Origin of the sequence: Metallosphaera javensis (ex Sakai et al. 2022) (assembly GCA_021654415.1) — an archaeon.
GTDB classification, from domain to species: domain Archaea; phylum Thermoproteota; class Thermoprotei_A; order Sulfolobales; family Sulfolobaceae; genus Metallosphaera; species Metallosphaera javensis.
In genome coordinates this window covers 1,380,067-1,402,340 of record AP024487.1, presented here as the reverse complement: position 1 = coordinate 1,402,340, position 22,274 = coordinate 1,380,067, and the positions used below count along the sequence as shown (strand labels likewise).

Genomic DNA, 22,274 nt, shown 5'->3' with positions numbered 1-22,274 from the left:
AATATAGTTAGTTTGAAAGTAATTTCATGAATTTTTTAAATTATAATAAATTCTTTTAAAAATAAAGAAAATTTTATCTTTTAAAAGTAGATGTTAGTAGAGATCTAAAGCGGTTGGATTAGGGAGGTGAAATAAGAATAATTTAGATCGTGCTTTACAAAAGCTGAAAACGCTCCGATATATGTCTGCAAGGAACAGTTCAATCACCAAAACTGAAATCGCGCAGTGTGTGAAGTGTCCGTTATAAAACGCACCGAGTTCATTTTCAATTTTAAGAAATAATAAGAGCCATATATGAACTTAATTACAGTACTCAACGTATTAGAGATTGTATTTCAAAGTGCTTTTATTTATGAAATTAGGAAAAAGATGCAGAAAAATGATGCAAATTAACATCTCATAAAAACGAAGGGCCTGATTTTTGAGTTAAAATAGATGGTGATGGTGATGGTGGTGATGGTGATGTTCCAGCTCCGCACCGCAATTGATGCAGTTCCTAGTACCTCTAGGATTTACAGTACCGCATTGAGGACAAGTGATCCCGTCCTGAGGAGTTGAGGGAAATTGCTGTGGATTCTGAAAGTCTTGGTGATAGGGTTGCTGTTGCTGAGATTGGTCACCCATCCATTGCTGTGTACCTTGTACAGCATTAGTAGGGTATTGATATTGTTGTGCCTGGGAGACAATACTGCCCTGTGCTCCCGTGAAGTCGCATCCACAAATTGTACAATACGTTGCATCATCTGGATTATCCCCGCCACACATAGGACATTTGATCATACACTAGTCTAATAGTTTTAAATATTAAACTTTTCTATTCTTAAAGCAATTAATTATATTTTAAAAGCTAATTTTAGAAAAAGACTTATATTCTTCATGTAAAGATTTTACTCTGTCCTGCCGATGGATAGGGTATTCGTATCTCCATCCCTTACTGTATCTTGATTAACCACTGAATATATATAGATTTTTCTATTTAAAAGGCAAGCAATAATTCAAAACTGGTTCGATGAAAAGCCTGTACTATTCATAATGTCGTCAAACTTACATAAATTCGTTTTATGGCTTCGTGTCTTCGCAGTGAATTCCTTGAAACTTAAACTATACCGGCATGACTACGCTATGCGCAGTCCGAAGTATATCATAATGATAATTATATTTAAAATAGACACTTTTGTTTTAAGAGAGGGAACGACGTATTCATTATTTTTATTTCATGCAGGTCTTAGATAGATACTTTTCAGAAAACTCCAGGATATAGCTTATTATTTATCTTCTAACTGAGGGATTCATATGGAAACAAAAAATTATTTAAAGGCAACTGTCCTAGATAATCCCAATTTTCGTAAATCGGCAGGACTTCTCTCCATGATAGCCTTTTCTCTTGGAAACATTATAGGATCAGGTATACTTCTTTTGCCTGCAGTAACTGCCTCCATGGCAGGCGGATTAACCCCCATGATATGGCTAGCAGGTGGGCTGTTGTTACTTCCCCTAGTGCTAGTATACTCCCAACTGGCTAAAATGTATCCAGTAGTGGGTAGCAAGGTAAGATTCGTTAACGTAACTCACGGCAAAGTGCTAGCTTCAACCGTCGGCTGGCTTTACCTCATTGGTACCCTATTTGTGGTTCCCATAGAGGCTGAGGCCTCACTGCAATATCTCTCCTATATCTTTCCATCCCTTTGGAGCAATGGATCTCCAACTCCGCTTGGATACGGTGTCGAGGTGGCACTCGTATCCGTGATCTATTTCCTAGTTTACATGGGAATAAGGACACAATCTGTTAGTGTCAACGTGATCACGTACGCCAAGCTTGGGATACTTACTCTTTATGTAGGTTTAGTAGGAATATTAGCATTTCACTCTTCTAATTTTAGTATTCCGATTCAATCAAAAACATCAACTCTGCTTGAGGCGATCGCGTTGACCATGTTCGCCTATGGAGGATTCAGAAGCGCAATGGTATATGCAGGTGAGAGTAGAAACAAGGATCACACTGGAAAGGCTATCCTCATCGCATTTCTGCTATCCATGGCCGTTTATACCCTTGTATCCATGGTCTTTATTGGGTCTCTAACTCCCAGCATATTGGGGCACGGATGGGGTTACGTCTCCAAACTGACTGCGCCTCTCACTTAGAGCGCACTAATAGCAGGTATTCCAGTATTAGGTGCACTGTTCATCATTGATGGCATAATATCTCCCTCAGGTGCCTCCCTTATAGGTGCTGGGGATATCAGCAGGTATATGTACGCCCTGGTAAAGGTGGGGAGTGCACCCAAAATACTTGGAAAGGTTAGCGAAAGGCGCGGAATCCCAGTAGTTCCAACACTCCTGTCATTGATTGCGTCAGTCGTACTTCTCTTTGTATCTCCAACCTTCGAACAGTCCATTGGTTACCTCATAGCTGCTCACGTTCTCGGCTATGCGACTGGACCCATAAGCCTGTTCGTTCTGTCCTCTAGCAAGAACTTCAAGGCACTGTCATTCATAGGATTCATCACATCTGGACTAATCTATACTTGGCTTGGTTTCCCCAAGACTCTGTTTGGAACTCTAATCATAGCCATATCCCTTCTGATCATGTCCGTCATTAATAAACCCGTAAAGCCAGCGTTGTGGTATGCCGGATACGCAACGGCTCTCACGGTAGTGAGCTTTTCTTTGACCAACAGCCTTTACGAAATTCTCGCTACACTTGTTCTGGCCCCAGCGTTCTTCATTTTGGCTATTAAGTCCGCTGAAAGCTCTGGAGAAGTGGAAGTTTAGCCAAGAAACAAAAAAATGACAAGTTAGACTCCTTGCCGTGAAACGTGAGATTTAGTTTCTTTTTATTAAGTTGTTGTATTGACCGAAGAGATTTTATCTTTTCTCCTTTAACATTTATTTTTCGATCATATGATTCTCTAATGATTCCTAAATGTTTCTCACACCCAGGGAACAGGAAAAATTGCTCATAAGTGTGGCAGCCGAGGTTGCCAGGAGAAGAAAGGCCAAGGGACTGAAGCTTAACTACGTAGAGGCCCTGTCCATAATTACGGATTTCGTGCTCGAGAGCGCCAGAGAAGGGAAACCCATGTCTCAAATAATTAAGGAAGCACAGGAGTTGCTCTCTGAAAACGACGTCATGGAAATGGTACCATCAATACTGGACGTTGTTCAGGTTGAGGCCACCTTTCCCGATGGTACTAAACTGGTTACCATCAGGAATCCAATCCGTGGTGGAGGAAATCATATAATCCCAGGAAAGGGAGAGGTGGAGATTGCTGAGGAGGAAATAGAGTTAGAGGTCACAAACTCGGGGGACAGGCCAATCCAGGTGGGTTCACATTATCACTTCTTTGAGGTTAACAAAGCGCTAAAGTTTGACAGGGAGAAGGCGTTCGGAATGAGGCTGGCAATTCCCTCTGGAACGTCAGTAAGGTTTGAGCCTGGGCAAACGAGAGTGGTCAAGCTGAGGCCCATTGGAGGAGCAAGAAGGATTGAGGGGCTTAACGGTCTCACAGAGGGTAGCCTGGAGAAAAAGGATCAGGCAGTGAGGAGAGCCAAGGAGAGGGGATTCATGTGAAAATTTCCAGAGAGAGATACATAGAGCTCTATGGCCCAACAGAGGGAGACATGATCAGGTTGGGGGATACTGACCTCTATGTCACCGTGGAGAGGGATTTAATCAGGAGAGGTGAGGAGCTAGTATTCGGGGCAGGTAAATCAGCACGCGATGGTCTGGGATTACTTCCCACGGTGAAGGAGGAGGAAGCCATGGATCTCATTATAACGAATGTGGTGGTGATGGACCCTCTCCTGGGAATAGTAAAGGCAGACGTAGGAGTGAAGGATGGGATCATAGTGGGTATAGGTCACGGTGGTAATCCCTTTACCATGGATGGAGTGGACTTCGTGCTTGGACCCTCAACGGAGATAATTTCGGGAGAGGGTTTGATCGCAACTCCTGGATTCATTGACACTCACATTCACTGGGTTGCACCCCAGCAGGTGTATGACGCCATTTCCGCCGGTTTCACCACCCTGATTGGCGGAGGGACTGGTCCAGCTGAGGGCACAAAGGCCACCACGGTTACTCCAGGGTCGTGGAACTTGAGGTTAATGTTATCCTCCCTTGATGAGTATCCCATTAACTTTGGATTGACGGCCAAGGCCTCATCCTCCCCAGTAAGCATGGAACAGGTCCTTGAACAGGGAGCTTGTGGATTTAAGATTCATGAAGATTGGGGGGCAATGCCCAGGGTAATAGACGAGACCTTGTCCCTAGCTGACCAGAGGGACGTCCAAGTCACCATACACACGGATACCTCCAATGAAAGTGGTTTCCTGGAGGATACTCTTGAGGCCATAGGGGGCAGAACCATTCATGCATATCACGTTGAGGGTGCTGGTGGTGGTCATGCTCCGGATATCATTAAGATTGCAGGCGAACCGAACATCCTCCCATCCTCCACCAATCCCACCAAACCCTTTACTATTCACACCTACGAGGAGCACCTGGAGATGCTCATGGCAGTTCATCACCTGAATCCGAAGGTACCTGAGGACGTTGCATATGCCGAGTCGAGGATAAGGGCTGAGACCATGGCAGCTGAGGACTACCTTCACGACATAGGAGCCATCAGTATGATGTCCTCAGACTCCCAGGCAATGGGAAGGGTGGGAGAGACCGCAATAAGGACATTCCAGCTTGCGCATAAGATGAAAGAACTTGGGCTGGTAAACATGACCGATAACCAGAGAGTATTGAGATACTTGGCTAAAGTGACTGTTAATCCTGCCATAACCCATGGAATATCGGATTACGTTGGGTCCATGACCCCTGGAAAGGTGGCCGACATAGTGTTATGGGATCCCAGGTTCTTTCCGGCAAAGCCGTACATGGTGATTAAGGGAGGGGCCATCTCGTGGGCCTTAATGGGTGAGACCAATGCATCTATCGCTTACGCCCAGCCTGTCATGTATAAGCCCATGTTTGGCTTTCGTAACCCCCTCTCCCTCCTCTTCTCCTCTCAGGATGGAGTATCCAAGGCTGAGAAGGTGGTGCGCAGGAGGGTCGTTCCCGTGAAAAACACCAGAACCATCTCAAAGTCTCACATGAAGCTCAACGACGCTCTCCCCAAGATAGAGGTGGACCCTGATAAATACGAGGTGAAGGTGAATGGGGTCGTGCCCAAGGTGCCACCATCAAAGGAGTTGCCCCTTACCAGGCTATACTTCCTGTTCTAGGTGAGAAGGATGGAGAACGTGGTTAAGGTGAATTCAATCCCTGATGGAGTGAAGGTTCATGACCTAGTAACTGATAGGAGGTCAATTGAGATGGGTAGAGTGAAGGTAAACTTGGAGGACGGGATGCACGTAATAAGCGTGAAGGGGTTAAGGGATGGGGACGTTTTCCTCTTCAAGGATAGGTATTGGAGGCTGGTTCAGATGGAGGAGAAAGTGCTCCACATAAGCCTGACTGATTCGGTGGAAGGTTTCAGGATAGGATTTGCTGTGGGGAACTTGCACATGAAGGCTATGATCTCAGGAAAAGAGCTCTATATCCCGTTTGAGAACCCGAACCTTCCAAACCTACTAGCTTCCTTTAACCCAAGGATAGAGGTGACCAAGTTTATCCCAAATGTGGAGATACCCATAGAGGGGGATGTGGTCCAGTTTGTGGCGGATCATTAGGGCTTTCCATCTCTTCGATAGCTCCCTTCCCCTTGGGAGCTTCAATTACTCATTTGGGGTTGAGGAAGCGTATTATCAAGGCCTTAACGTGGAGGGATTCATAATGTCCACATTCAAGAATGTGATTGAAAGAGGTGACATACCCATAGCTAGGATGGCGTTTGAGGACCCTTGGAGGGCCAATGAGCTCTCCATTGCGTCGAAGCTAACAAGGGAGTTGAGGGAGGCCACGATCAACATGGGAAGATCACTGGCGCTGTTGAACCTGTGCGATGACGAGTTCGTTAACGCGGTGAGGAGGGGGATCAACGGAAGCTATCCTGTGGTCGTGGCCAGATGTTGCGTCTCAATGGGAATTGATAAGACCGCCTGTTTAGCCGGACTTGCCTACTCGGAACTCGTTCAGATGGTTTACGCAGCGGTGAGGTTGGGAGCACTAAACTTTCTTGAGGGACAGAAACTGATAACGAGAGTGCTAAATGAGGTATCCCTGGAGGGAGATTTCGAACCCTTCTCTCCAGTTCTAGACGTGATTTCCAAGAAACATGAGGAGAGGGAACCGAAGGTGTTCATGTCATGATTAGGGTTGGGATCCTTGGTCCAGTGGGATCTGGGAAGACAAGTTTAATCGAGTTTCTTGCCAAGGAATACACCGAACGAGGTATCAAGGTGGGGATTCTCACCAACGACGTAGTATCCGCTTATGACGCCATGAGAATATATCATAACCTGGTGGAGAAACTGAGAATACTGCCCAGGGAGAACGTACTGGGTTTAGTCACGGGAGGCTGTCCACACACGGCCATAAGGGAGGATCCATCGCTTAACTTGAGGGCACTTGAGACCCTTGAGGAGAGGGCCAGGCCAGATCTGGTGTTCATTGAGAGCGGAGGCGACAACGTCATGTCAACTTTCAGTTCATCGCTCGCAGACTTCACAATTTTCGTCCTGGATACCTCAGCGGGAGATAAGTATCCGGGTAAGGGAGGTATAGGGATCACTGAAAGCGACCTGCTTGTTGTGAATAAGATAGACCTAGCTCCCTATGTTCAAGCTGACCTGAACAAGATGAGGGAGGACTCGGTTAGGGTTAGAAGGGGAAAGCCCAGCGTGTTCATCAGCCTGAAAACCGGTGAGGGGACTCAGGAACTTGTAAGAGTGCTGGATGAGGAGTTGGGACTTGAGGGGATACCTAGGAATAAGGGATAACGGGGATGGCCTAATCATAGAGAGGGAGGGTGCACTGAATGCCATTCTCACTCAAAACTTGTTAATATTGGTAAACCCCTCAGAGGTCCTAGCCAATGATGACGAACTGGAATATAACATAGAGGTTAGCAGGAGAACGATCACTGACCAAGCGTTTACCAAGGTTCTCTCGGACTCCAACGTTAAAATAAAGTCAAGGGTGAGACTACTCAACTCTAACTATCTGATCCATCCAGTTGTCTTCTACAACAGGGCCAACGCATTGATGGAGAGCGACTTTTACGTCGAGGGAAGTGCCACCATAGTGGAGACGTTCATTCCTGGAAGAAGAGGTAAGGGGGAGAGATTCCTCGAGGGAAACGTAAAGTCAGTGACCAGGGTGTATATAGGGGATAAACTAATGATTTATGACGTTTTTAGAATGAGGGACGGGGATTACCTAGACCCTTGGGTGATGGGTGACAGTTGCCTCTTGACGACATATCATGTTAAGGAAGGGGATTTCTCCTTCTCAAGGGAGATACTGCCTTTCACCAAAGTTCATCAGAGATGGTCTGATCTCACAAATATTTGGTTTTAAACGATCCACAGATCCCTCTTTAATAGTTTAGGCCTCAAATGTCTCAGCTTCCTAGCGAAGCTTGGCCCAACGCTAATTCTATTCAATCTTCTTCCCAGGAAATACTTAAAGTTATCAGGATTAAGTATAAACATGTGAAAATAAGGAGGATGATTAAGGATCGGACATATAACGAATTTTTATCGGATCCAATTAACCGTAAACTTTTGGAGAAGGTAACCTCTCTTGAGAGCAAGATCCACGATCTGAGCAGACTGGTGAACCTGCAAGCCTATATGGAAGGTTTCACGTTTTACACCTCTTCCAGATACAGGGGCACACCAATAGATGTTATTCCTAGGGTTATCAGTTCAGATTTCTATCTAGAGGTATCAAACTATTTGATCAATAGGACCCTGATCCTCAACCGACTGATAAAGGAGGTCTATCAGGAGAAATCCGTGCCCATACCTGATTGGATAGTTAAGACCACGCCCTTTTTCAAACCGGAAATGGTTGGGTTTTCGCCACCGAAGGGAATGTACGTCTACGTGAATGGGGCTGACATAGTGAGAATTAACGGAGAACCGTATATACTCGAAGACAATGTGAGGGTTCCCTCAGGAATAGCCTATGCATATAAGGCCTTTGAGTACGTTCAACGATTCTTACCCGATCTATCCGAAGGTTATGCTGTGAAGGAACCCTCTGGTTTGGAATACCTTTACGAGACCCTTCGCTACGCTAGCGGTAGCAAGGATCCCGTGATAGCGCTCTTAACTGATGGCCCCCTGAACTCAGCGTATTTTGAGCACAGGTTCATTTCCGATAGACTGGGCCTGGTGCTAGCCGAACCCAAGGATATAGGGGTGAAGCAGGGGGAAGTTGTGGTGAAGACTTTAGATGAGGGAGAGGTACACGTTGACGTGATATACAGGAGGATTGAGGACCTAGATGTCCTCACCCCAGAGTTGATGAAGGCATATCTCCGCGGATGGGTAACCATAGCCAATGCTCCAGGGGTTGGAATAGCAGACGATAAGGCCACCTTTGTATGGATACCATATCTCGCGGAGAGATACGGAATTTCCCTTGAGGGAGTAAGGCAACCGATCACCATTTGCCTTTACGAAAGGGATAACCTTCAGAAGGTGATTAATAACCCGGCCAGTTACGTAATAAAGAAAAGGGAAGGTTACGGAGGAATAGGTCTCTCCATATTGAAGGATGACAGTGTCAGCGTATTGAAGGAGCTAATGAAGGAGTATGAGAACTTCATAGCTCAGGAGGTTCTTGATTTCGACACTGTGGTCTCCGCAGTGGGGGACTCGTTCTACGAGACCTTTGCCGACTTCCGATTCTTCACCTACTACGATAGGGTAGCCACAGCTGTTTTAAGCCGTGTGGGTGTGGTAGGAAGTAGAGTTACAAACAATTCCTCTGGAGGGATGGTGAAACCGGTATGGATTACAGGGTAGTGTACCGAAGCGTATATGAATATGAGGCAGACGTAATCGTGAACGAGAATACCACTAGGATAGTACCCTACGATGGTGATAATCAACGCCTTCTTGAGCACAAGGTAGATTCCATTCCACAAGGGTACAAGACTTATTTTAGGGATATCTTCGATAACATAGTTTACAGAATAAAGGTCACGGAAGTTCACAGGAGACTGGAAATCTATTCTGACAGCCTAGTTAGGGTAGACGCCAAGGCCATAAGAGTTGACTACGATTTTCCATTTGATTATGGATTCAATCAATTTCTCTTGCCCACAAGACTTGTGGATCCCGAACCCTTCCAAAAAATTGCCATTGAGCTGACAAAGGGAGCCAAGAGCTTAGGCGAGGTGATAGAGTCTATTGTGGAGTTTGTCAGGGGAAGAATAAAGTATAGCCCTGGAGCTACGGATGTCAATACCACGGCTTACGACGCATTCAAATTGGGCAAAGGTGTTTGCCAGGATTACACTCATGTTACCCTTGCCATTTTAAGGGCGTTGAAAATCCCAGCTAGATACGTCATGGGAGTTGTTAATGACACACCGAGGGCAACACATGCGTGGGTGGAGGTAATGATGCCAGACGGTACATACGTTGACGTAGATCCGACTAGGAACAGATTTTACAATTTGGGTTATGTAAAATTCGCCATTGGAAGAGACTTCGCTGACGTTAGTCCCGTCATTGGGAGCTTCGTGAGCTCAGGTAGAGGCCAACTGAAGAACGTCTTGGTTGAGGTGAGGAAAGTTGCTGACTAGGAGCATCGCCTATAGAATTTACTGGGCTGGAAGGTACTTGGAAAGGATCGAGAATATTGGCAGAATCTCGATCATTGCAATAAACAGTGGGATTAGCCTGGATTCCGTGGCCAAGGGATACGGATTGGAAGGCCAGAAGGAGCTTTTCGATTACATCAGAACCTCCTTCGAGTATCTCAGGGAAAATATAAGGAGCTTTGCGGGAGAAAGGCTGATGATTGAGGTCAATGAAATGGAGCTGAGGATTAATTCGTCCAAGGAGGACCTGCTAGGTTATTTTAACGGTATCATCTCCAGTACCGTGAGTTTGGGAAACGCTTTGGAAAGCTATTTCAATGATAGAGGTTCCCCTTTAAGGGTGAGATCACAGCAGGAAAATCAACCTGAAGGAAAGTAAAGAGCGGTGTAGTTAAGTCAAGAACAAGACTTAACCGTGTAATATCTCCATAGCCTTTATCCTATAAGATTTCAGAACACCCTTTTCCAGGTATCTTTCAATGATCACAAGTACTCCCCTAAATAGACCGTCCTGATACTGACTGCCTGGGTTGGCTATCTTAGTATCTCCAATCTTATCTATGGAGGGTGATTCGTGAATGTGTCCATGTAGACCCAATAATGGTTGATATTTCTCTATTATATCTCGAACGGCCTGCGAACCCACATGAACTCTTTCCCTTTCCCTGTTCAATGCTAAATCCAGTTTCGTATTGAAAGGAGGAGCGTGCACATTGAGAATAGTCTCCTTAGGCTTGACCTTCTCCATTAACTTCTCTAATCTAATGTAAAGTGTGGAATCTGGAACTTCTCTATGAGTTTGAAAAGGTGTGGGATTTACGAAGCCCTCGCAAATCATTGTTAGATCACCCAATGGCACGATTTTCCCTTGACAAGTTTCAATATCGTATGATTTTAGTATCGAATCGAGCTCTAGAGGATCATCGTTGCCTAAATTCCATATCACGCTGAAGTTGGCGTACTCTGCTTTTTCCCTCTGAATTTTAACCCATCTGTCTACTTGTGCCTCCAATCTCTCGAGTACAACCTTCCTAAGAGCTTCTTTGTTATTTAGCACATAGTCAAATTCTTCCTTTGTTATTATTAGCGGCATTTTTCCTGTCTGGATGAAGTTTTCATGAATAGTCTCCAAGCTGACCCTTTTACCATCAAGGAAATAGCTTCCCCCATCACTCATAACAGGGAGAAAGTCCTTCGAGAACATATCCCCTCCATAAACTAAGTATGTTGCACCATAGATTTTGGCGGCGTTTAACGACTTCCTAAAAGCTGTTTCCGATCCATGTATATCGCTTGTAAAGAGTATTTTCGTTTGATAAGGCATGATCTCTATACGTTTAAACTAAATTTAAGCTTTAAAGGAAAAAATCAAAAAATAATATAAAGTGATGACAGATTTGACTCTTGTAAACATTAAAAGAATAAAGACACTCCCTGTTTCAACTAAACATCTTTAAAATAAACCATGTGGATGATCAAGTAGTTTCACCATCGTCTGTAGCTCGGTGGAATTGGATGAGAGGGTGGTGAATTTTTTCTCTTTCCAATTTTGATATTATATATTCCGAGGATCATTTAAAGAACGTCAAGGTAGACCCTAAATAAACCTGTTCAAAAGGAAGCTATCCTATTATGAACTGGTTTCCCTTCACTTTACCGTCTTCGAGTAGAATTAGTGTTGAGTGCAAAATTCCCTGATTAAATTCGCTTCCCGGATTGATTATGACGGTCTTACCTATCTTATCGAAAGCTCTAGACTCATGAATATGCCCATGGATCCCCAACATAGGTTGGAATTCCTCTATGATTTTTCGTACAGATTTAGACCCTACGTGAGTCATAACCACGTCTCCTCCCTTGACTACCGGTTTCAAATCAGGCGATAACATGGGTGCATTGTCCAAGGAAGTATTATAGGGTGGAGCATGAAAATTGAATATGGCTTTCTCTGGCTCGGAGATCTTCTCTGCCATCCTCCTTAGGTTGATCATGAGTTCTTCCTCAGACATTTCCCTAGGTGTTTTCCATGGAGTTGGATTCACGTAACCAAAGGAGATCATTTCATGACCTCCTACCTCTATGATATTACCCTCACTCTTCCTCAAGATATCACTCTGATCAATAATATCAAAAAGGAATGATGGATCGTCATTACCTAGATTTACAAAAATTGGAATGTTATTGCCTCTCAACTTCTCCTCAGCGATTTTAATCCATGTTTCAAGATTTTCCCTCATTTTTTCATTAAATATTTCCTCAAGTTTAGTTTTGTTTGATAGAAGTTCGTCATATTCTTCTTTCGACAAGATAGTATAATAGATACCTTTTCTTTTGAAATCAACAATTACGTTCTCCAGAGAACCCTTGGCGATCTCCTTTCCATCCACTAGAACGTAGCCATTTCCCTTGTCAATAATAGGAACTAGGGACTTGCCCGCTATATCTCCTCCTATTATGAGTGAACTTACTTTTTGCATTAACCCTGCGTTAATGAATTTTCTGAAAGCTGTTTCCGATCCGTGAAGATCTGACGTGAACAGAACTTTCGTCTTTTTCCTTTCACCTACGCTCTCATTATTTCCCTTTCTCCTAAATAGAGGCATGGATCGCTTAATTCTTAATAGATTAAAAGGTTTGTTTGTAAAAATCTATAAAATAAAGTATGGTAACCTCAGGAAGATTATCTAAAAATTAAAATGTTTTCTTGGCAACACGACAGACAATAAAAAGTTCGTAGTTGTACGGGTGTCTGCAGAAACTTAAGAGTTTTCTTAAAAAACTTGATAAATACCCAGTTAGTAAAAAGATTAACATGATAAATACACGAACCGTTATCGCCCTATTGACCAGCAGAAGGTCAGTTTAATCTTGGATCATGTCCTCAGTATTTTTGAACCGGGAGAGTCATACATCTTGGACCGCTTCTTTCCCCTCCTTCCTTAATTATCTCATTTCCCTTGAATGTCACAACCTCTATCCCGGCTTCTTCCATCAGCTTATTGGTTAGTCTATTATGCTCGTACGCTATAATCTTGTTCTTTCCAACAACAATGATGTTACTTGCTAAGAGCCAATGTTCCCTCTCTTCGCTATAATATTCAGCGTTACCTATATTTACTACTCTCAAGTCCCTGCCAAGGAAATCTTTCATTACTTCACTGAGAACCCTGTTATCCCGAACAACCTCATTTCCCTTGTAAAGGTAAACCTTCGATCTATCCAAGAGGGACTTATAGTAAACTATAACATCCTGAGCTGGTACTCCCATAACTGTATCTAAGTGTCCTATTCCCTTGTTGGGATGAAGCTCTGGGGTATCGAGTTTCACTAGTATCGCCTCATCTATTTCTCCTATCTCCTTCAATTTAGGAATAACAAAGCTTAATCCCAGTCCGCTACTTCTAGTTCCAAATCCCATGAGCAGTCTTCCGTCCAGAGGAAAGAAGTCTCCTCCCTCAAAGTAGCCCTTTTCTGTCCTCAGTGTAAACTCTGGTTTCAATATCTTGGTAAACACTTCTGGCTCTCTCCTCCTGGATTCCCATCTCATCTTACCAGTCACATATGTTCGCCCTATAGCCATGCCTGGGTCTCTGGTAAACATTATATTTACCAGAGGCTTTACGCAGAACTCCTCATTTTCTGGAACTAGGACCTTAGCTCCTAAACTCTTAGCCTCCAGGGCAGTAAGCCCTGAAATTACTACATCGCTTAACTGCTCCTTATCCAAGGACTCTACATCTATTTCGCATTCACTCGAGGCTGTCACCAAGTCCATTAACTCCTCTACTTTTAGCTTCCTGATCTCCTCTCTCAAGTTGATAATCTCGGCCCCGTTCTCTTTCAACTTTTTCACGAACTCGTCGTGTTCTAACCTTAACTCCACGGGGTCTGGGATCTCCGCGTATTGAAGTTCGTATAGCGTTTTAGGTGTTAACCTAGTCTTTTCGTTACCCGGAGTTGCCACAACCACCTTTCTCAAGGGACTGTACTCGGCTTTAACTTGGATTTGAACCATTATTGGGTCAGATGTGAGATGGTTTAAATTAATTCTTGTCGGATTCCCAATAATTATACAATATTAAGGATGGAACTAGAAAATGATCCTTAAAAATAATTTGATAAAAGAAGAGCTATAACTATTAACTATCAAATGAAATTACTTGGATCATTCATGATTAAAAAGTCAGAAAACGATTCCATTTTAGAGGTCAAAGACTGGAGATTCTAGCGGGATAACTAAAAGTTTTTTAATTCAATTTATCGTTGATTAGACCTCTACTAAGTATTTTTAATATTTTCATTTATACTTCTAAAAAATTTTTATGATGAATTAAGAAGACCTTATAATGCAGATACCAAGATTTGAGTTCATGGCGAGTGGAAAAGAAGATCAAAAGATATCAAAGGGTTCCCTTTTTGCCAGGGAATCCTCGGGGTTAGTCAGAGAGATAAACTGGCTAACCGCCATGTTCATCAGTATGGGCTTCATAGCCTTCTACGTTCTCCCAATTTCCTACCTATCAGGCCTATCTGTTTCCCCCAACGGACTTGTGGTAATCGGTGCACTACTGAGTTGGATAGTTCTGCTCCCTCACGGTTATTTATGGACTAAGATAAGTGAAAAGTTTCAGAGAACAGCTGCAGATTACGTGTTCGCGAGCAGAGTATTGCATCCGGCAATTGGGGTAGGAACGGGTTTAGTCTTCGGCATATCTCAGATGATATTCGACGCTGCCATAGTTTATGATGGTGTTGGTCAACTACAGACTGGATTTTCCGCACTAGGAACAAATTTTGGAGGTTCCTTCACCTCAATAGCCACAACCCTAGGAGATCCCTTCATGATTCTCGCGATCGGAGCAGTTACGTTCACAGGCGTAATTGCAATAAATATCTTCCTACCCAAATACACAAATCAAATAATGGGAGGAATAACAATTATTGCTCTCATAACGTTCGTTTTAACAGGTATATTGATGCATTACGTTACCCCCACGTCCATAACCTCAGCTGGGTATGACTATAGCTCCATAGTAAAAGCAAGCTCTTCTGCAACACCTCTCTTTAGCAATCCCGTCTTAGCCACAATTGGTTTAATGGTATTTACAGCGAGCTTCCTTCCTTTTGTCAACGGAGCCACTTCTGTGGCTGGGGAGGTCAGAGGGGGAAGTAAGGCGTTCAGAATAGGGGTACTCGCTGCACTTGTAGTGGCAGGTTTATTGATAACTTTCTTCATTTCGTCTTCCGTTAGCACCCTCACCTCTAGCTTCTTTATAGGGGCAGGAGTCTTGGGGACAAATTATTCCAACTTATTAAATCCCATATTTGATGTAGTTGTGAGTTTCAGAAACTTACCGCTGGATCTCTTACTTGTAATAGGGTCCTACTTCTGGTACCTTGCCATAATGTTCGCTGTTGCGCTCTTCGTGTCCAGATATTTCATGGCTGTAGCCTTCGACAAAGCTCTGCCAACAGTTGTCTCATATGTTAGCGAGAGATATCACTCCCCTGTAGTCGCGCACCTGATCGATGAGGCGATAACCATAGGCAGCCTCACCGTAATTACTGTAACGCCTCTCAGTTCCGCCTTCTTTTATGGTATGGACACGGCGGACGCCATGGCCTTGCTGTTCGGTTTCATTGTGGTTATCCTAGCGTCCATTGTGGCGTTGATTAGGAGAAACGGGCTGGAACTCAAGGGGAACAGGACTGTGATACTAGGGATATCCATTGCCGACCTGGTGGTAATGAGCATATACGGTTTCTATTGGTTTGGAAATTCTACTATTTACCTAGGAATAACCATGAATCCACTTACTTGGTCAATAGTCGCATCTCCTTTCATTGCTGGGATTATCATTTATTTCGTAATGAGGTGGTACAGATTGAGAAAAGAGGGTATTGATATCAAATACTCGTTCCAAGAAATCCCACCGGAATAATGAAGAATTTTTTAATAACCTCTATTAACTTTTCCGTAGCCTCGCGACATTACCATAATTCCTGCCATGAATTGACATTGGCTCAAACCCTATTTTCTTAGCTGTTATATAACTTAAAGCAATGGAAACCAACGATATAACAGAAATTGAGAAATACCATTATAAAATAGATAATATTTAAACTATACTAACTCAGGTCAGGAAATAACCTGATATCTATTTAGTTATTACGTCCCCAGACTTAAAGAAAAGATGGAAAGTTTTCGAAAACTTAATCTTACTTTTAAAATGCTTTCATCAGGAATAGTCAGTATATTTTTTAGCTATTTATCAAGATCCCTCTCGAGAAAAAAATGAGAAAAATCCTGATCGGAATACTCGTAATTCCTCTCCTGTTAAGTTTAAGTGTTTTGGGAGCCACAAACTCCACTTTACAACAGTTGAACTCAACAGTAGCAGCTTTGGCTAACCATACAGCAGATTACCCTGCGGTGGCAGTTCCCTCCTGGTTAGATACAGGAAGCAACGCGTGGATGCTCACTGCGGCCACGTTCGTTGGACTTCAAAGCGTCCCAGGTGTTGCGCTTTATTATGCTGGTTTATCCAAGAAGAAGTACTCCATAAACAGCGCGATGATGGTCTTCTACGCCTTCGCTGCGGTCCTAGTGGTGTGGATGATAGCGGGTTACAACTTCGGATTTGGTAAGCCCCTCCTTGAGATTAACGGTTTCGGAATTTTAGGATCTCCAACGCCCGCAACTGCCGGGCTTTATGAGGGATCTCAGACCATTTACGGTCCCGGAAACACTCCGCTGGATATCCCCACCTCCACGTACATCTTCTTCCAGTTCGTGTTTGCTGCAATCACTCCTGTACTTCTGGCAGGAGGAGTTCTAGAGAGGATGAACTTCAAGGCATGGATGGTGTTCGTGCCCCTATGGTCCCTCCTAGTTTACAGCCCGGTTGCGTACTGGCTTTTCGCAGGAGGCTGGCTGAACCAGCTGGGTGCTGTGGACTTCTCTGGCGGATACGTAATCCACGTGGACGCTGGTGTAGGTGCCCTAGCGGCAGCGCTGGCCGTAGGTCCCAGGATGGCATCGGAGAGGAAGCTGGAGGCGCACAGCTTACCCCTCATACTGGCTGGTGCAGGATTGATCTGGTTAGGATGGGACGGATTCAACGGCGGTGACCCTGGAGGATCCACCATAGACGCAGCAATTGCTGTCCTCAACACCAACATCGCCACGGCTGTAAGCGCCATAACCTGGATGCTCATGGACATGAAGTTCTTTGGTAAGCCATCCCTCATAGGTGCAACCTCGGGCGCAATAACTGGGTTGGTGGCCATAACGCCAGCGGCAGGCTACGTGAACGGAGTTTACTCCATGTTAATAGGTATAGCCTCCGGCTCTCTGCCCTGGCTTGCCCTGTACAAACTGGAACCCAAGCTGAGGGTTGATGACAGTCTAGGTGTGTTCTCCACTCACGGCATAGCTGGAATAGTGGGCGGAATACTTACAGGTGTGTTCGCTGATCCCAACGTGACCAAATACGTTGACCCGGCCCTCGTTGGAGCACTGTACGGAAACGTGGCACAGGTGGGGATACAGGCACTGGGTGCACTGGTGGTATTCGTATATGACTTCGCGGTCACATACGGACTGCTCAAGGCCATAGGGCTCTTCATACCGTTGAGGGCGCCTCCAGAACAACTCAACGTTGGAGACTACGCTATGCACGGAGAGAGGGCCTATGCAGAGGCAGTGGTTGAGGGAAAGGGAGAGGAGATAAAGGAGGAAGTCAAGGAGAACAAGGAGGAAAAGAAAGACTAACCATTTTTTATGGACAGTTTCATTCCTTTTGTTTTATCTCCTGTTCCAGAAACTCCCTGAGAACAACGGCATTGTTTCTTTCCCTATCCCTGGCGGAGAAAAGGAGAGTGACGTCGTGATCTCTTGCAATTTCCACTAGCTCTTTTGTGGCGGGATTCCCTCTCAACTCCTCAAGGTATCTCCTCCTGAACTCCTCCCACTTATCCGGCTCGTGATCGAACCATTTTCTAAGGCTGTCCGAGGGAGCAACGTCCTTAAACCATTTATCAATCTTCACAGAATCCTTCTTGAGGCCCCTGGGCCACAACCTGTCCACCAAGATCCTTATTCCGTCGTCCTTCTCCACCTCATCGTAAACTCTTTTTATCTTTATCATGATAGATGGTGATGCCTAAGACGCTAAAAAAGATTAGTCATGGATACCAAAATCGAGATGATTGTTTAGTTTCATAGGAGGAAGATATAATTAAGCCTCGCAGAGTTCAACATATCTTCATAACATCACTGGGGCTTACACAGAACACTACCATTGTGGTCATAAGGTTTGTTGTATATTTCGTATTGCGAGTTAACCCCTGGTATGACATCTTGTTTTCCTTAAAGCATTACTGAAAATGATGACTCCATTTTGATCATATTATATAGATTAACTAATTCCAATTCTTAATGGAAGCCTGAATGACTCGGAATTAAGCCTAACCTATGATTTCGTCCAGTTTCTTTGCGTTTTTTGTTTTTCCTAGTAATTCCTCATCGTAGGTGATCAGAGTGAGATTGTTTTCTTCAGCTACATAAACGTATGCACTGTCGTAAAATGTTAAGTCCCTCTCAATTGCTATTTTTAATACCTTAACGTAGTCAATCTTGCTTATCAAATTGAATTTTTTTATTATATTTAGGAAATTTTCCATTGTTTCTACAGGGTCTTTTATTTTATTGCTAATTTTACTATCTTTCCATAAGACGTTACCGATTTCATAAACTGTTAAATCCAGTATGTAAATGTTAGAAAGGAAGTCAAAACTTATTTTTCCCTTTAGTAATTCCATGATGAACGGATATAACGCTGAAGTATCGAAGAGATATTTATCTTTCATCTCTCGTTTCTCTCACGAGTTTTATCCACTCTTGTATTTTAACTTCCTTCATGTTTTCCACTATTATTTCTGCTGATTTCCTTATTTCCTCTTCTTCTCTTTTCTTTATTTCCTCTCCCAGGGCTTTTTCCACTACCTGTCTTATATCTATTCCTAATTCCTCGGCTTTCTCCTTTAACTGTCTTTTGACTCTAACAGAAATTACGTCAGACATAGTTCTATATACGTTGTTTGCGTATATAAAAATTACGTATACCTGAACACTGCTTATCATTGGAGCAGTTGACCGCATTGCGGTAATCTTTTGTCATTACTGCTTACTTTCTTGTCCTTGCAGAGTCAGTCTAAAAACGTTGAGAGAGTGTCCATCCCATAAAATTCGGCTTATTTGATTAAGAAGCAAAAAATGGTTCTATCAAGCTTACAGGGCCATTCAGGTTTTCATTGTAAATTATAATTAGTTAATCTATGAGAGACAATTAAAATTGATCTATCATTTTGGTAATACTTTAGGGGAACATGATGCCATCATGAGCAAACAACGATGGACCCGTAACAACTTCTCCTGGTTACATGTTATGTTCCCCGTGTTTCCAAGAACTGGCCCACGAACATGTTGAGGAGATAGAGAATCTCGCGATGAGGGAGGTAAGCCTGGGGTGAGGGGTAAGAAGCTGAAGAGGAAGTATACGAGTTGTAGGTTCTTGAAGGTTTCTCGATCGTGATGAAGAGCAGAAGGGCTGAGTTCGGGCTCAGGTGCATGAGCGTAAGGTTAATCTTGGGCTTAGCAGAATTTGGCGTATCTTCATAACATTAATACACCAGAATGATCAGTTTTGATTAATTTTCATTCTCTAATTTAGGTAAAAATTGAGCTCTGGAAAATATACAAAGTATTTTAACGCTCGGGATGAAGAGACACAAAATTATTAAAGACGGCTAATTATTTTTATTATATGCCAATTAAGCATCTCAGAGTAGATATTGAAGTAAACAAGCCCCTGGTAGTAACTCAGGACATAATTGAAAAATCTGCGAGGGAGGTCTTCAATCTAGATCTACACCCTGTACTGATAGACAAAGATAACGTCGTTATTATATCACTAAGACTAAATCGTGATAGTCCTATAAAAGGGATGGACGCAAAGAGATGCGAAGATTTTCTTCCCTTTATCTTTAAACTGATCAGGGATCTGTCGTTAGCCTGGCAAGTGATAAGGTTATATGAGACTGTGATATATGAACCCGACGGTGCAGTTGCGGATGGTGTAGTTGGAGGGACTATTGGATCAACATCAAAGAAACCCGAGGTGGTTCTGCTCTTGGCTGTATTTGGAGGATTGGTAGGGTATTTATTGGGAGATGTGAATGAGAGGTTATCCAAAGACCTTTGCGAGTTCAGAAATATGGATGGAATTCCGGTAGTATATCATTACGCAGATTTATTGAATTACCAATAGTGGTATCTTAATGCCCTCGGATGATATCAAAAGGTCCTTAAATTCGGCTGACTAGTACTCTTTATTTTACATCAAGAGGAAAGAAAATTCTGATTACCGGCATTTTAATCTGGCTAATACTCACTGAGAGTTCCCTTCCTTCTAGACCTGTTGAAGGAGTAGAGATAGAACCAGCCTCCAAGAGGTAAAAGAACAGCGTTGAACAACAGAAGTACCTCCACAATACCCAGCACTCCTCCTATTCCATAACCCTCCAGCATGGTGAATCTGAGGCCCTCAAGCGCCCAGGTCAGGGGAATTGCCAGGCTTATGTCCTTTATCCAGCTGGGCAACACGGTGACTGGAAATACCGTCCCTGACATCAGGGTTGTAAACGTGGAGAAGAAGAAGGAGATGGGGTTCCCCTGTTTCACAAGCATTGTGAAACCAGCGGATATCATGGAAAGCCCAAGGGCTGAAGAGAGGAGTAGCGCAAACACAATCAAGGTAGAAAGGACGTTCACGTGGAAGTCAACGTGAAGTAACTCCCCGATACCCAGGATGACTCCCGCATTCACGGAGTTGATGGTGAAACCCCACAGTGCCGAGTAGATCAGGAAGGAGAGAACCCCACCCTCTGACAGTACATAATACTCTATTGTCCCGTACAACTGTTCGTTCCTGAGCCTCTGGCTTATGGTGGTTATGGTGGAGGAAACGTATCCCTGAAACGCGAGACCTATCACCACAAACGCTGTATAACTGGATATCCCGAAACTCTCAAGCTCCCCACCCAGAGAGGTGCCAACGAAGTAGTAAGTGAAAACGGGAAGTATCCACGAAAGGACGTTGAGCACCATCTGCGTCTTGTAACTGCTCCAGATCCTGAAGCCCCTCAGGTAAATATACGCGTATAACTTGCTCAGGACGCCCATCTTCTCCACCCTCCACCCCCTCTGGATCTGTTGGTCGTGGAATCGACCTCGTCGGTGAGCGAAACGAAAACGTCCTCAAGAGTCGCAGGTTCCCTGCTCACCTCATCTCCCTCAACATTCATGTTCTCAGGAACTCTCAGGATGAAATATTGATCTGAGAGGCCCACAATATACTTCCTTAACCTAGAGTCCGGCATCTTTGTTCTGACAAGCTTCATTGTCCCCACTCTCTCCTTCAGCTCCCGTGGTGAACCGCTGGCTATCAATTTCCCCCTGTTCAGTATCACCACCCTGTCGGCCAGATCCTCGACTTCAACCATATTATGCGAGGTCATCAACACTGTCCTGTTCCTGCCCAGGGATTCCACAAGCCTGCGAAACTCCCTGGACGAGATAGGATCCATTCCCAGGGTGGGTTCATCCATCAGGATCACGGGAGGGTCGGTGATCAGTGCCCTGGCGAGGGCAAGCTTTCTGGCCATCCCCGTGCTATACTTCATGTAGGGAATATCCTTCCACTCCAAGAGACCAACCATTTCAAGGAGCTCCTTGGCCCTGGATCTGGCCTCGCTTAGTGAGAGACCCCTAATGGAGGCGAAGAACATGAGATTCTCCATTCCCGTAAGCCTGTAATAGAAGGCCCTCTCGCTCACCGTCATCACTCCGAGCAGTTTTCTGACAAAGTTGGCCTCCTTGACCACGTCATGATTCTCCACCCTCGCCTCTCCAGCATCCGGAACTATTAGCGTGGAAAGTATCTTGATTAACGTGGTTTTTCCTGCCCCATTGTGTCCCACAAGCCCACAGATTTCTCCCTTCCCCAACTGAAAGGATATCTTGTCCAGGGCACGAATTTCCTTGCCCTTAACGCGAAATGTCTTGGAGATTTTATCCACTTCAATCACTTCAGAATCGCCTCCATCTCCTCGAGTATCTTAACTAGCCTCTCCTTAAGATCGGGGGTCAACAGATCCCTGTTATCTAGGAGATATCTCACGTTGTATTCCAGATCACCCAGGGCAACCTCCAGACTGCCCTGGGGAGAGAGCAATCTCCTGCCCCTCTCCGTAATTGCATAATACCTCTGCGATTTCTCGTTCCTGGTAACGGCTATGAGACCCTCGCTCTCCATCTTATCGAGGGCGGGATAAACCGCGCCAGGAGACGGCCTCCAGATACCCTGGGTCACCCTCTCTATTTCCCTCATTATCTGGGCTCCTGTCATCTCGCCCCGGGACTCCAGGAGAGTGAGAATCAGGTTAGAAAGACCTCTCCTTCTGTGCCACTGGCCAGTCATA

25 protein-coding genes are annotated in these 22,274 nt (G+C 44.3%); 15 read left to right on the top strand and 10 right to left on the bottom strand.

Going from position 1 to position 22,274, the window contains the following annotated elements:
* Positions 1–435 precede the first annotated feature (435 nt).
* The 12 genes from QVC96_RS08170 (at position 436) to QVC96_RS08115 (ending at position 10,110) form a co-directional block, all read left to right on the top strand.
* Positions 436–558: a hypothetical protein gene (locus QVC96_RS08170; protein WP_287688863.1), complete on the top strand. Its 123-nt coding sequence runs from the start codon at positions 436–438 to the stop codon at positions 556–558.
* A gap of 735 nt (positions 559–1,293) precedes the next feature.
* On the top strand, positions 1,294–2,142 hold the full coding sequence (locus QVC96_RS08165; RefSeq protein WP_287688862.1) for an APC family permease: 849 nt from the start codon (positions 1,294–1,296) through the stop codon (positions 2,140–2,142).
* A 108-nt stretch (positions 2,143–2,250) separates the two neighbouring features.
* The gene (locus QVC96_RS08160) at positions 2,251–2,772 is read left to right on the top strand and encodes a hypothetical protein (RefSeq protein WP_287688861.1); all 522 of its coding nucleotides are present in this window, start codon (positions 2,251–2,253) and stop codon (positions 2,770–2,772) included.
* A 151-nt stretch (positions 2,773–2,923) separates the two neighbouring features.
* Entirely contained in the window at positions 2,924–3,571 is a 648-nt protein-coding gene (locus QVC96_RS08155; RefSeq protein WP_287688860.1) for an urease subunit gamma, read from the top strand.
* On the top strand, positions 3,568–5,235 hold the full coding sequence (gene ureC, locus QVC96_RS08150) for an urease subunit alpha (RefSeq protein WP_287688859.1): 1,668 nt from the start codon (positions 3,568–3,570) through the stop codon (positions 5,233–5,235). Before QVC96_RS08155 ends, ureC begins: the two co-directional genes overlap by 4 nt.
* Positions 5,236–5,244: 9 nt before the next feature.
* A complete protein-coding gene (locus QVC96_RS08145) occupies positions 5,245–5,682 on the top strand; it encodes an urease accessory protein UreE (protein WP_238026898.1) in 438 nt (145 codons plus the stop codon).
* Positions 5,654–6,262, top strand: a complete 609-nt coding sequence (locus QVC96_RS08140) for an urease accessory protein UreF (protein WP_287688858.1) — start codon at positions 5,654–5,656, stop codon at positions 6,260–6,262. The genes QVC96_RS08145 and QVC96_RS08140 overlap by 29 nt, the downstream gene beginning before the upstream one ends.
* The gene (gene ureG / locus QVC96_RS08135; protein WP_238026896.1) at positions 6,259–6,891 is read left to right on the top strand and encodes an urease accessory protein UreG; all 633 of its coding nucleotides are present in this window, start codon (positions 6,259–6,261) and stop codon (positions 6,889–6,891) included. The genes QVC96_RS08140 and ureG overlap by 4 nt, the downstream gene beginning before the upstream one ends.
* Complete coding sequence (locus tag QVC96_RS08130; protein WP_287688857.1) at positions 6,863–7,471, top strand: urease accessory protein UreD; 609 nt, start codon at positions 6,863–6,865, stop codon at positions 7,469–7,471. Before ureG ends, QVC96_RS08130 begins: the two co-directional genes overlap by 29 nt.
* A gap of 134 nt (positions 7,472–7,605) precedes the next feature.
* On the top strand, positions 7,606–8,928 hold the full coding sequence (locus QVC96_RS08125) for a circularly permuted type 2 ATP-grasp protein (protein ID WP_287688856.1): 1,323 nt from the start codon (positions 7,606–7,608) through the stop codon (positions 8,926–8,928).
* Positions 8,913–9,713, top strand: coding sequence for a transglutaminase family protein (locus QVC96_RS08120; RefSeq protein ID WP_287688855.1), 801 nt, complete (start codon positions 8,913–8,915; stop codon positions 9,711–9,713). Before QVC96_RS08125 ends, QVC96_RS08120 begins: the two co-directional genes overlap by 16 nt.
* Positions 9,703–10,110 (top strand): alpha-E domain-containing protein, encoded by a 408-nt coding sequence (locus QVC96_RS08115; protein ID WP_287688854.1) that lies wholly within the window; start codon positions 9,703–9,705, stop codon positions 10,108–10,110. The genes QVC96_RS08120 and QVC96_RS08115 overlap by 11 nt, the downstream gene beginning before the upstream one ends.
* Before the next feature lie 30 nt (positions 10,111–10,140).
* Here the strand turns inward: QVC96_RS08115 and QVC96_RS08110 are convergent, their stop codons facing one another.
* From QVC96_RS08110 to QVC96_RS08100, 3 genes are all read right to left on the bottom strand, one after another.
* On the bottom strand, positions 10,141–11,055 hold the full coding sequence (locus tag QVC96_RS08110; protein WP_287688853.1) for a metallophosphoesterase family protein: 915 nt from the start codon (positions 11,053–11,055) through the stop codon (positions 10,141–10,143).
* 298 nt (positions 11,056–11,353) lie between these two features.
* On the bottom strand, positions 11,354–12,334 hold the full coding sequence (locus QVC96_RS08105) for a metallophosphoesterase family protein (protein WP_238026891.1): 981 nt from the start codon (positions 12,332–12,334) through the stop codon (positions 11,354–11,356).
* Between the two features lie 278 nt (positions 12,335–12,612).
* Positions 12,613–13,746, bottom strand: coding sequence for an arginine deiminase family protein (locus tag QVC96_RS08100; RefSeq protein WP_287688852.1), 1,134 nt, complete (start codon positions 13,744–13,746; stop codon positions 12,613–12,615).
* Between the two features lie 331 nt (positions 13,747–14,077).
* Here QVC96_RS08100 and QVC96_RS08095 point away from each other — a divergent pair, with 331 nt between their 5' ends.
* Both QVC96_RS08095 and QVC96_RS08090 read left to right on the top strand, forming a co-directional pair.
* Complete coding sequence (locus QVC96_RS08095; RefSeq protein WP_238026889.1) at positions 14,078–15,673, top strand: APC family permease; 1,596 nt, start codon at positions 14,078–14,080, stop codon at positions 15,671–15,673.
* Between the two features lie 353 nt (positions 15,674–16,026).
* Positions 16,027–17,505, top strand: coding sequence for an ammonium transporter (locus QVC96_RS08090; RefSeq protein ID WP_238026888.1), 1,479 nt, complete (start codon positions 16,027–16,029; stop codon positions 17,503–17,505).
* Positions 17,506–17,524: 19 nt separating this feature from the next.
* Here the strand turns inward: QVC96_RS08090 and QVC96_RS08085 are convergent, their stop codons facing one another.
* The 4 genes from QVC96_RS08085 to QVC96_RS08070 form a co-directional block, all read right to left on the bottom strand.
* The gene (locus QVC96_RS08085) at positions 17,525–17,881 is read right to left on the bottom strand and encodes a DUF488 domain-containing protein (RefSeq protein WP_287688851.1); all 357 of its coding nucleotides are present in this window, start codon (positions 17,879–17,881) and stop codon (positions 17,525–17,527) included.
* Positions 17,882–18,200: 319 nt separating this feature from the next.
* Positions 18,201–18,602, bottom strand: coding sequence for a type II toxin-antitoxin system VapC family toxin (locus QVC96_RS08080; protein WP_238026886.1), 402 nt, complete (start codon positions 18,600–18,602; stop codon positions 18,201–18,203).
* Entirely contained in the window at positions 18,592–18,816 is a 225-nt protein-coding gene (locus QVC96_RS08075) for a type II toxin-antitoxin system CcdA family antitoxin (protein ID WP_238026885.1), read from the bottom strand. Before QVC96_RS08075 ends, QVC96_RS08080 begins: the two co-directional genes overlap by 11 nt.
* A 362-nt stretch (positions 18,817–19,178) precedes the next feature.
* A complete protein-coding gene (locus QVC96_RS08070) occupies positions 19,179–19,364 on the bottom strand; it encodes a hypothetical protein (RefSeq protein WP_287688850.1) in 186 nt (61 codons plus the stop codon).
* Between the two features lie 194 nt (positions 19,365–19,558).
* Here QVC96_RS08070 and QVC96_RS08065 point away from each other — a divergent pair, with 194 nt between their 5' ends.
* Complete coding sequence (locus tag QVC96_RS08065; RefSeq protein ID WP_287688849.1) at positions 19,559–20,062, top strand: hypothetical protein; 504 nt, start codon at positions 19,559–19,561, stop codon at positions 20,060–20,062.
* A gap of 113 nt (positions 20,063–20,175) precedes the next feature.
* Here the strand turns inward: QVC96_RS08065 and QVC96_RS08060 are convergent, their stop codons facing one another.
* The 3 genes from QVC96_RS08060 to QVC96_RS08050 are packed head-to-tail and all read right to left on the bottom strand — an operon-like array spanning position 20,176 to position 22,273.
* Positions 20,176–20,976, bottom strand: coding sequence for an ABC transporter permease (locus QVC96_RS08060; RefSeq protein WP_287690456.1), 801 nt, complete (start codon positions 20,974–20,976; stop codon positions 20,176–20,178).
* Positions 20,964–21,881 (bottom strand): ABC transporter ATP-binding protein, encoded by a 918-nt coding sequence (locus tag QVC96_RS08055; protein ID WP_287688848.1) that lies wholly within the window; start codon positions 21,879–21,881, stop codon positions 20,964–20,966. Before QVC96_RS08055 ends, QVC96_RS08060 begins: the two co-directional genes overlap by 13 nt.
* Positions 21,878–22,273 (bottom strand): PadR family transcriptional regulator, encoded by a 396-nt coding sequence (locus QVC96_RS08050; protein ID WP_287688847.1) that lies wholly within the window; start codon positions 22,271–22,273, stop codon positions 21,878–21,880. Before QVC96_RS08050 ends, QVC96_RS08055 begins: the two co-directional genes overlap by 4 nt.
* Between the last annotated feature and the right edge of the window lies 1 nt (position 22,274).

Bases quoted from the DNA above. Each gene is read 5' to 3' on its own strand.
- QVC96_RS08170 (WP_287688863.1), top strand. From the start codon at position 436: ATGGTGATGGTGATGGTGGTGATGGTGATGTTCCAGCTCCGCACCGCA.
- QVC96_RS08165 (WP_287688862.1), top strand. From the start codon at position 1,294: ATGGAAACAAAAAATTATTTAAAGGCAACTGTCCTAGATAATCCCAAT.
- QVC96_RS08160 (WP_287688861.1), top strand. From the start codon at position 2,251: ATGTACGCCCTGGTAAAGGTGGGGAGTGCACCCAAAATACTTGGAAAG.
- QVC96_RS08155 (WP_287688860.1), top strand. From the start codon at position 2,924: ATGTTTCTCACACCCAGGGAACAGGAAAAATTGCTCATAAGTGTGGCA.
- QVC96_RS08145 (WP_238026898.1), top strand. From the start codon at position 5,245: ATGGAGAACGTGGTTAAGGTGAATTCAATCCCTGATGGAGTGAAGGTT.
- QVC96_RS08140 (WP_287688858.1), top strand. From the start codon at position 5,654: ATGTGGTCCAGTTTGTGGCGGATCATTAGGGCTTTCCATCTCTTCGAT.
- ureG (WP_238026896.1), top strand. From the start codon at position 6,259: ATGATTAGGGTTGGGATCCTTGGTCCAGTGGGATCTGGGAAGACAAGT.
- QVC96_RS08120 (WP_287688855.1), top strand. From the start codon at position 8,913: ATGGATTACAGGGTAGTGTACCGAAGCGTATATGAATATGAGGCAGAC.
- QVC96_RS08110 (WP_287688853.1), bottom strand. From the start codon at position 11,055: ATGCCTTATCAAACGAAAATACTCTTTACAAGCGATATACATGGATCG.
- QVC96_RS08105 (WP_238026891.1), bottom strand. From the start codon at position 12,334: ATGCCTCTATTTAGGAGAAAGGGAAATAATGAGAGCGTAGGTGAAAGG.
- QVC96_RS08100 (WP_287688852.1), bottom strand. From the start codon at position 13,746: ATGGTTCAAATCCAAGTTAAAGCCGAGTACAGTCCCTTGAGAAAGGTG.
- QVC96_RS08095 (WP_238026889.1), top strand. From the start codon at position 14,078: ATGCAGATACCAAGATTTGAGTTCATGGCGAGTGGAAAAGAAGATCAA.
- QVC96_RS08090 (WP_238026888.1), top strand. From the start codon at position 16,027: ATGAGAAAAATCCTGATCGGAATACTCGTAATTCCTCTCCTGTTAAGT.
- QVC96_RS08085 (WP_287688851.1), bottom strand. From the start codon at position 17,881: ATGATAAAGATAAAAAGAGTTTACGATGAGGTGGAGAAGGACGACGGA.
- QVC96_RS08080 (WP_238026886.1), bottom strand. From the start codon at position 18,602: ATGAAAGATAAATATCTCTTCGATACTTCAGCGTTATATCCGTTCATC.
- QVC96_RS08075 (WP_238026885.1), bottom strand. From the start codon at position 18,816: ATGTCTGACGTAATTTCTGTTAGAGTCAAAAGACAGTTAAAGGAGAAA.
- QVC96_RS08070 (WP_287688850.1), bottom strand. From the start codon at position 19,364: ATGCACCTGAGCCCGAACTCAGCCCTTCTGCTCTTCATCACGATCGAG.
- QVC96_RS08065 (WP_287688849.1), top strand. From the start codon at position 19,559: ATGCCAATTAAGCATCTCAGAGTAGATATTGAAGTAAACAAGCCCCTG.
- QVC96_RS08060 (WP_287690456.1), bottom strand. From the start codon at position 20,976: ATGGGCGTCCTGAGCAAGTTATACGCGTATATTTACCTGAGGGGCTTC.
- QVC96_RS08050 (WP_287688847.1), bottom strand. From the start codon at position 22,273: ATGACTGGCCAGTGGCACAGAAGGAGAGGTCTTTCTAACCTGATTCTC.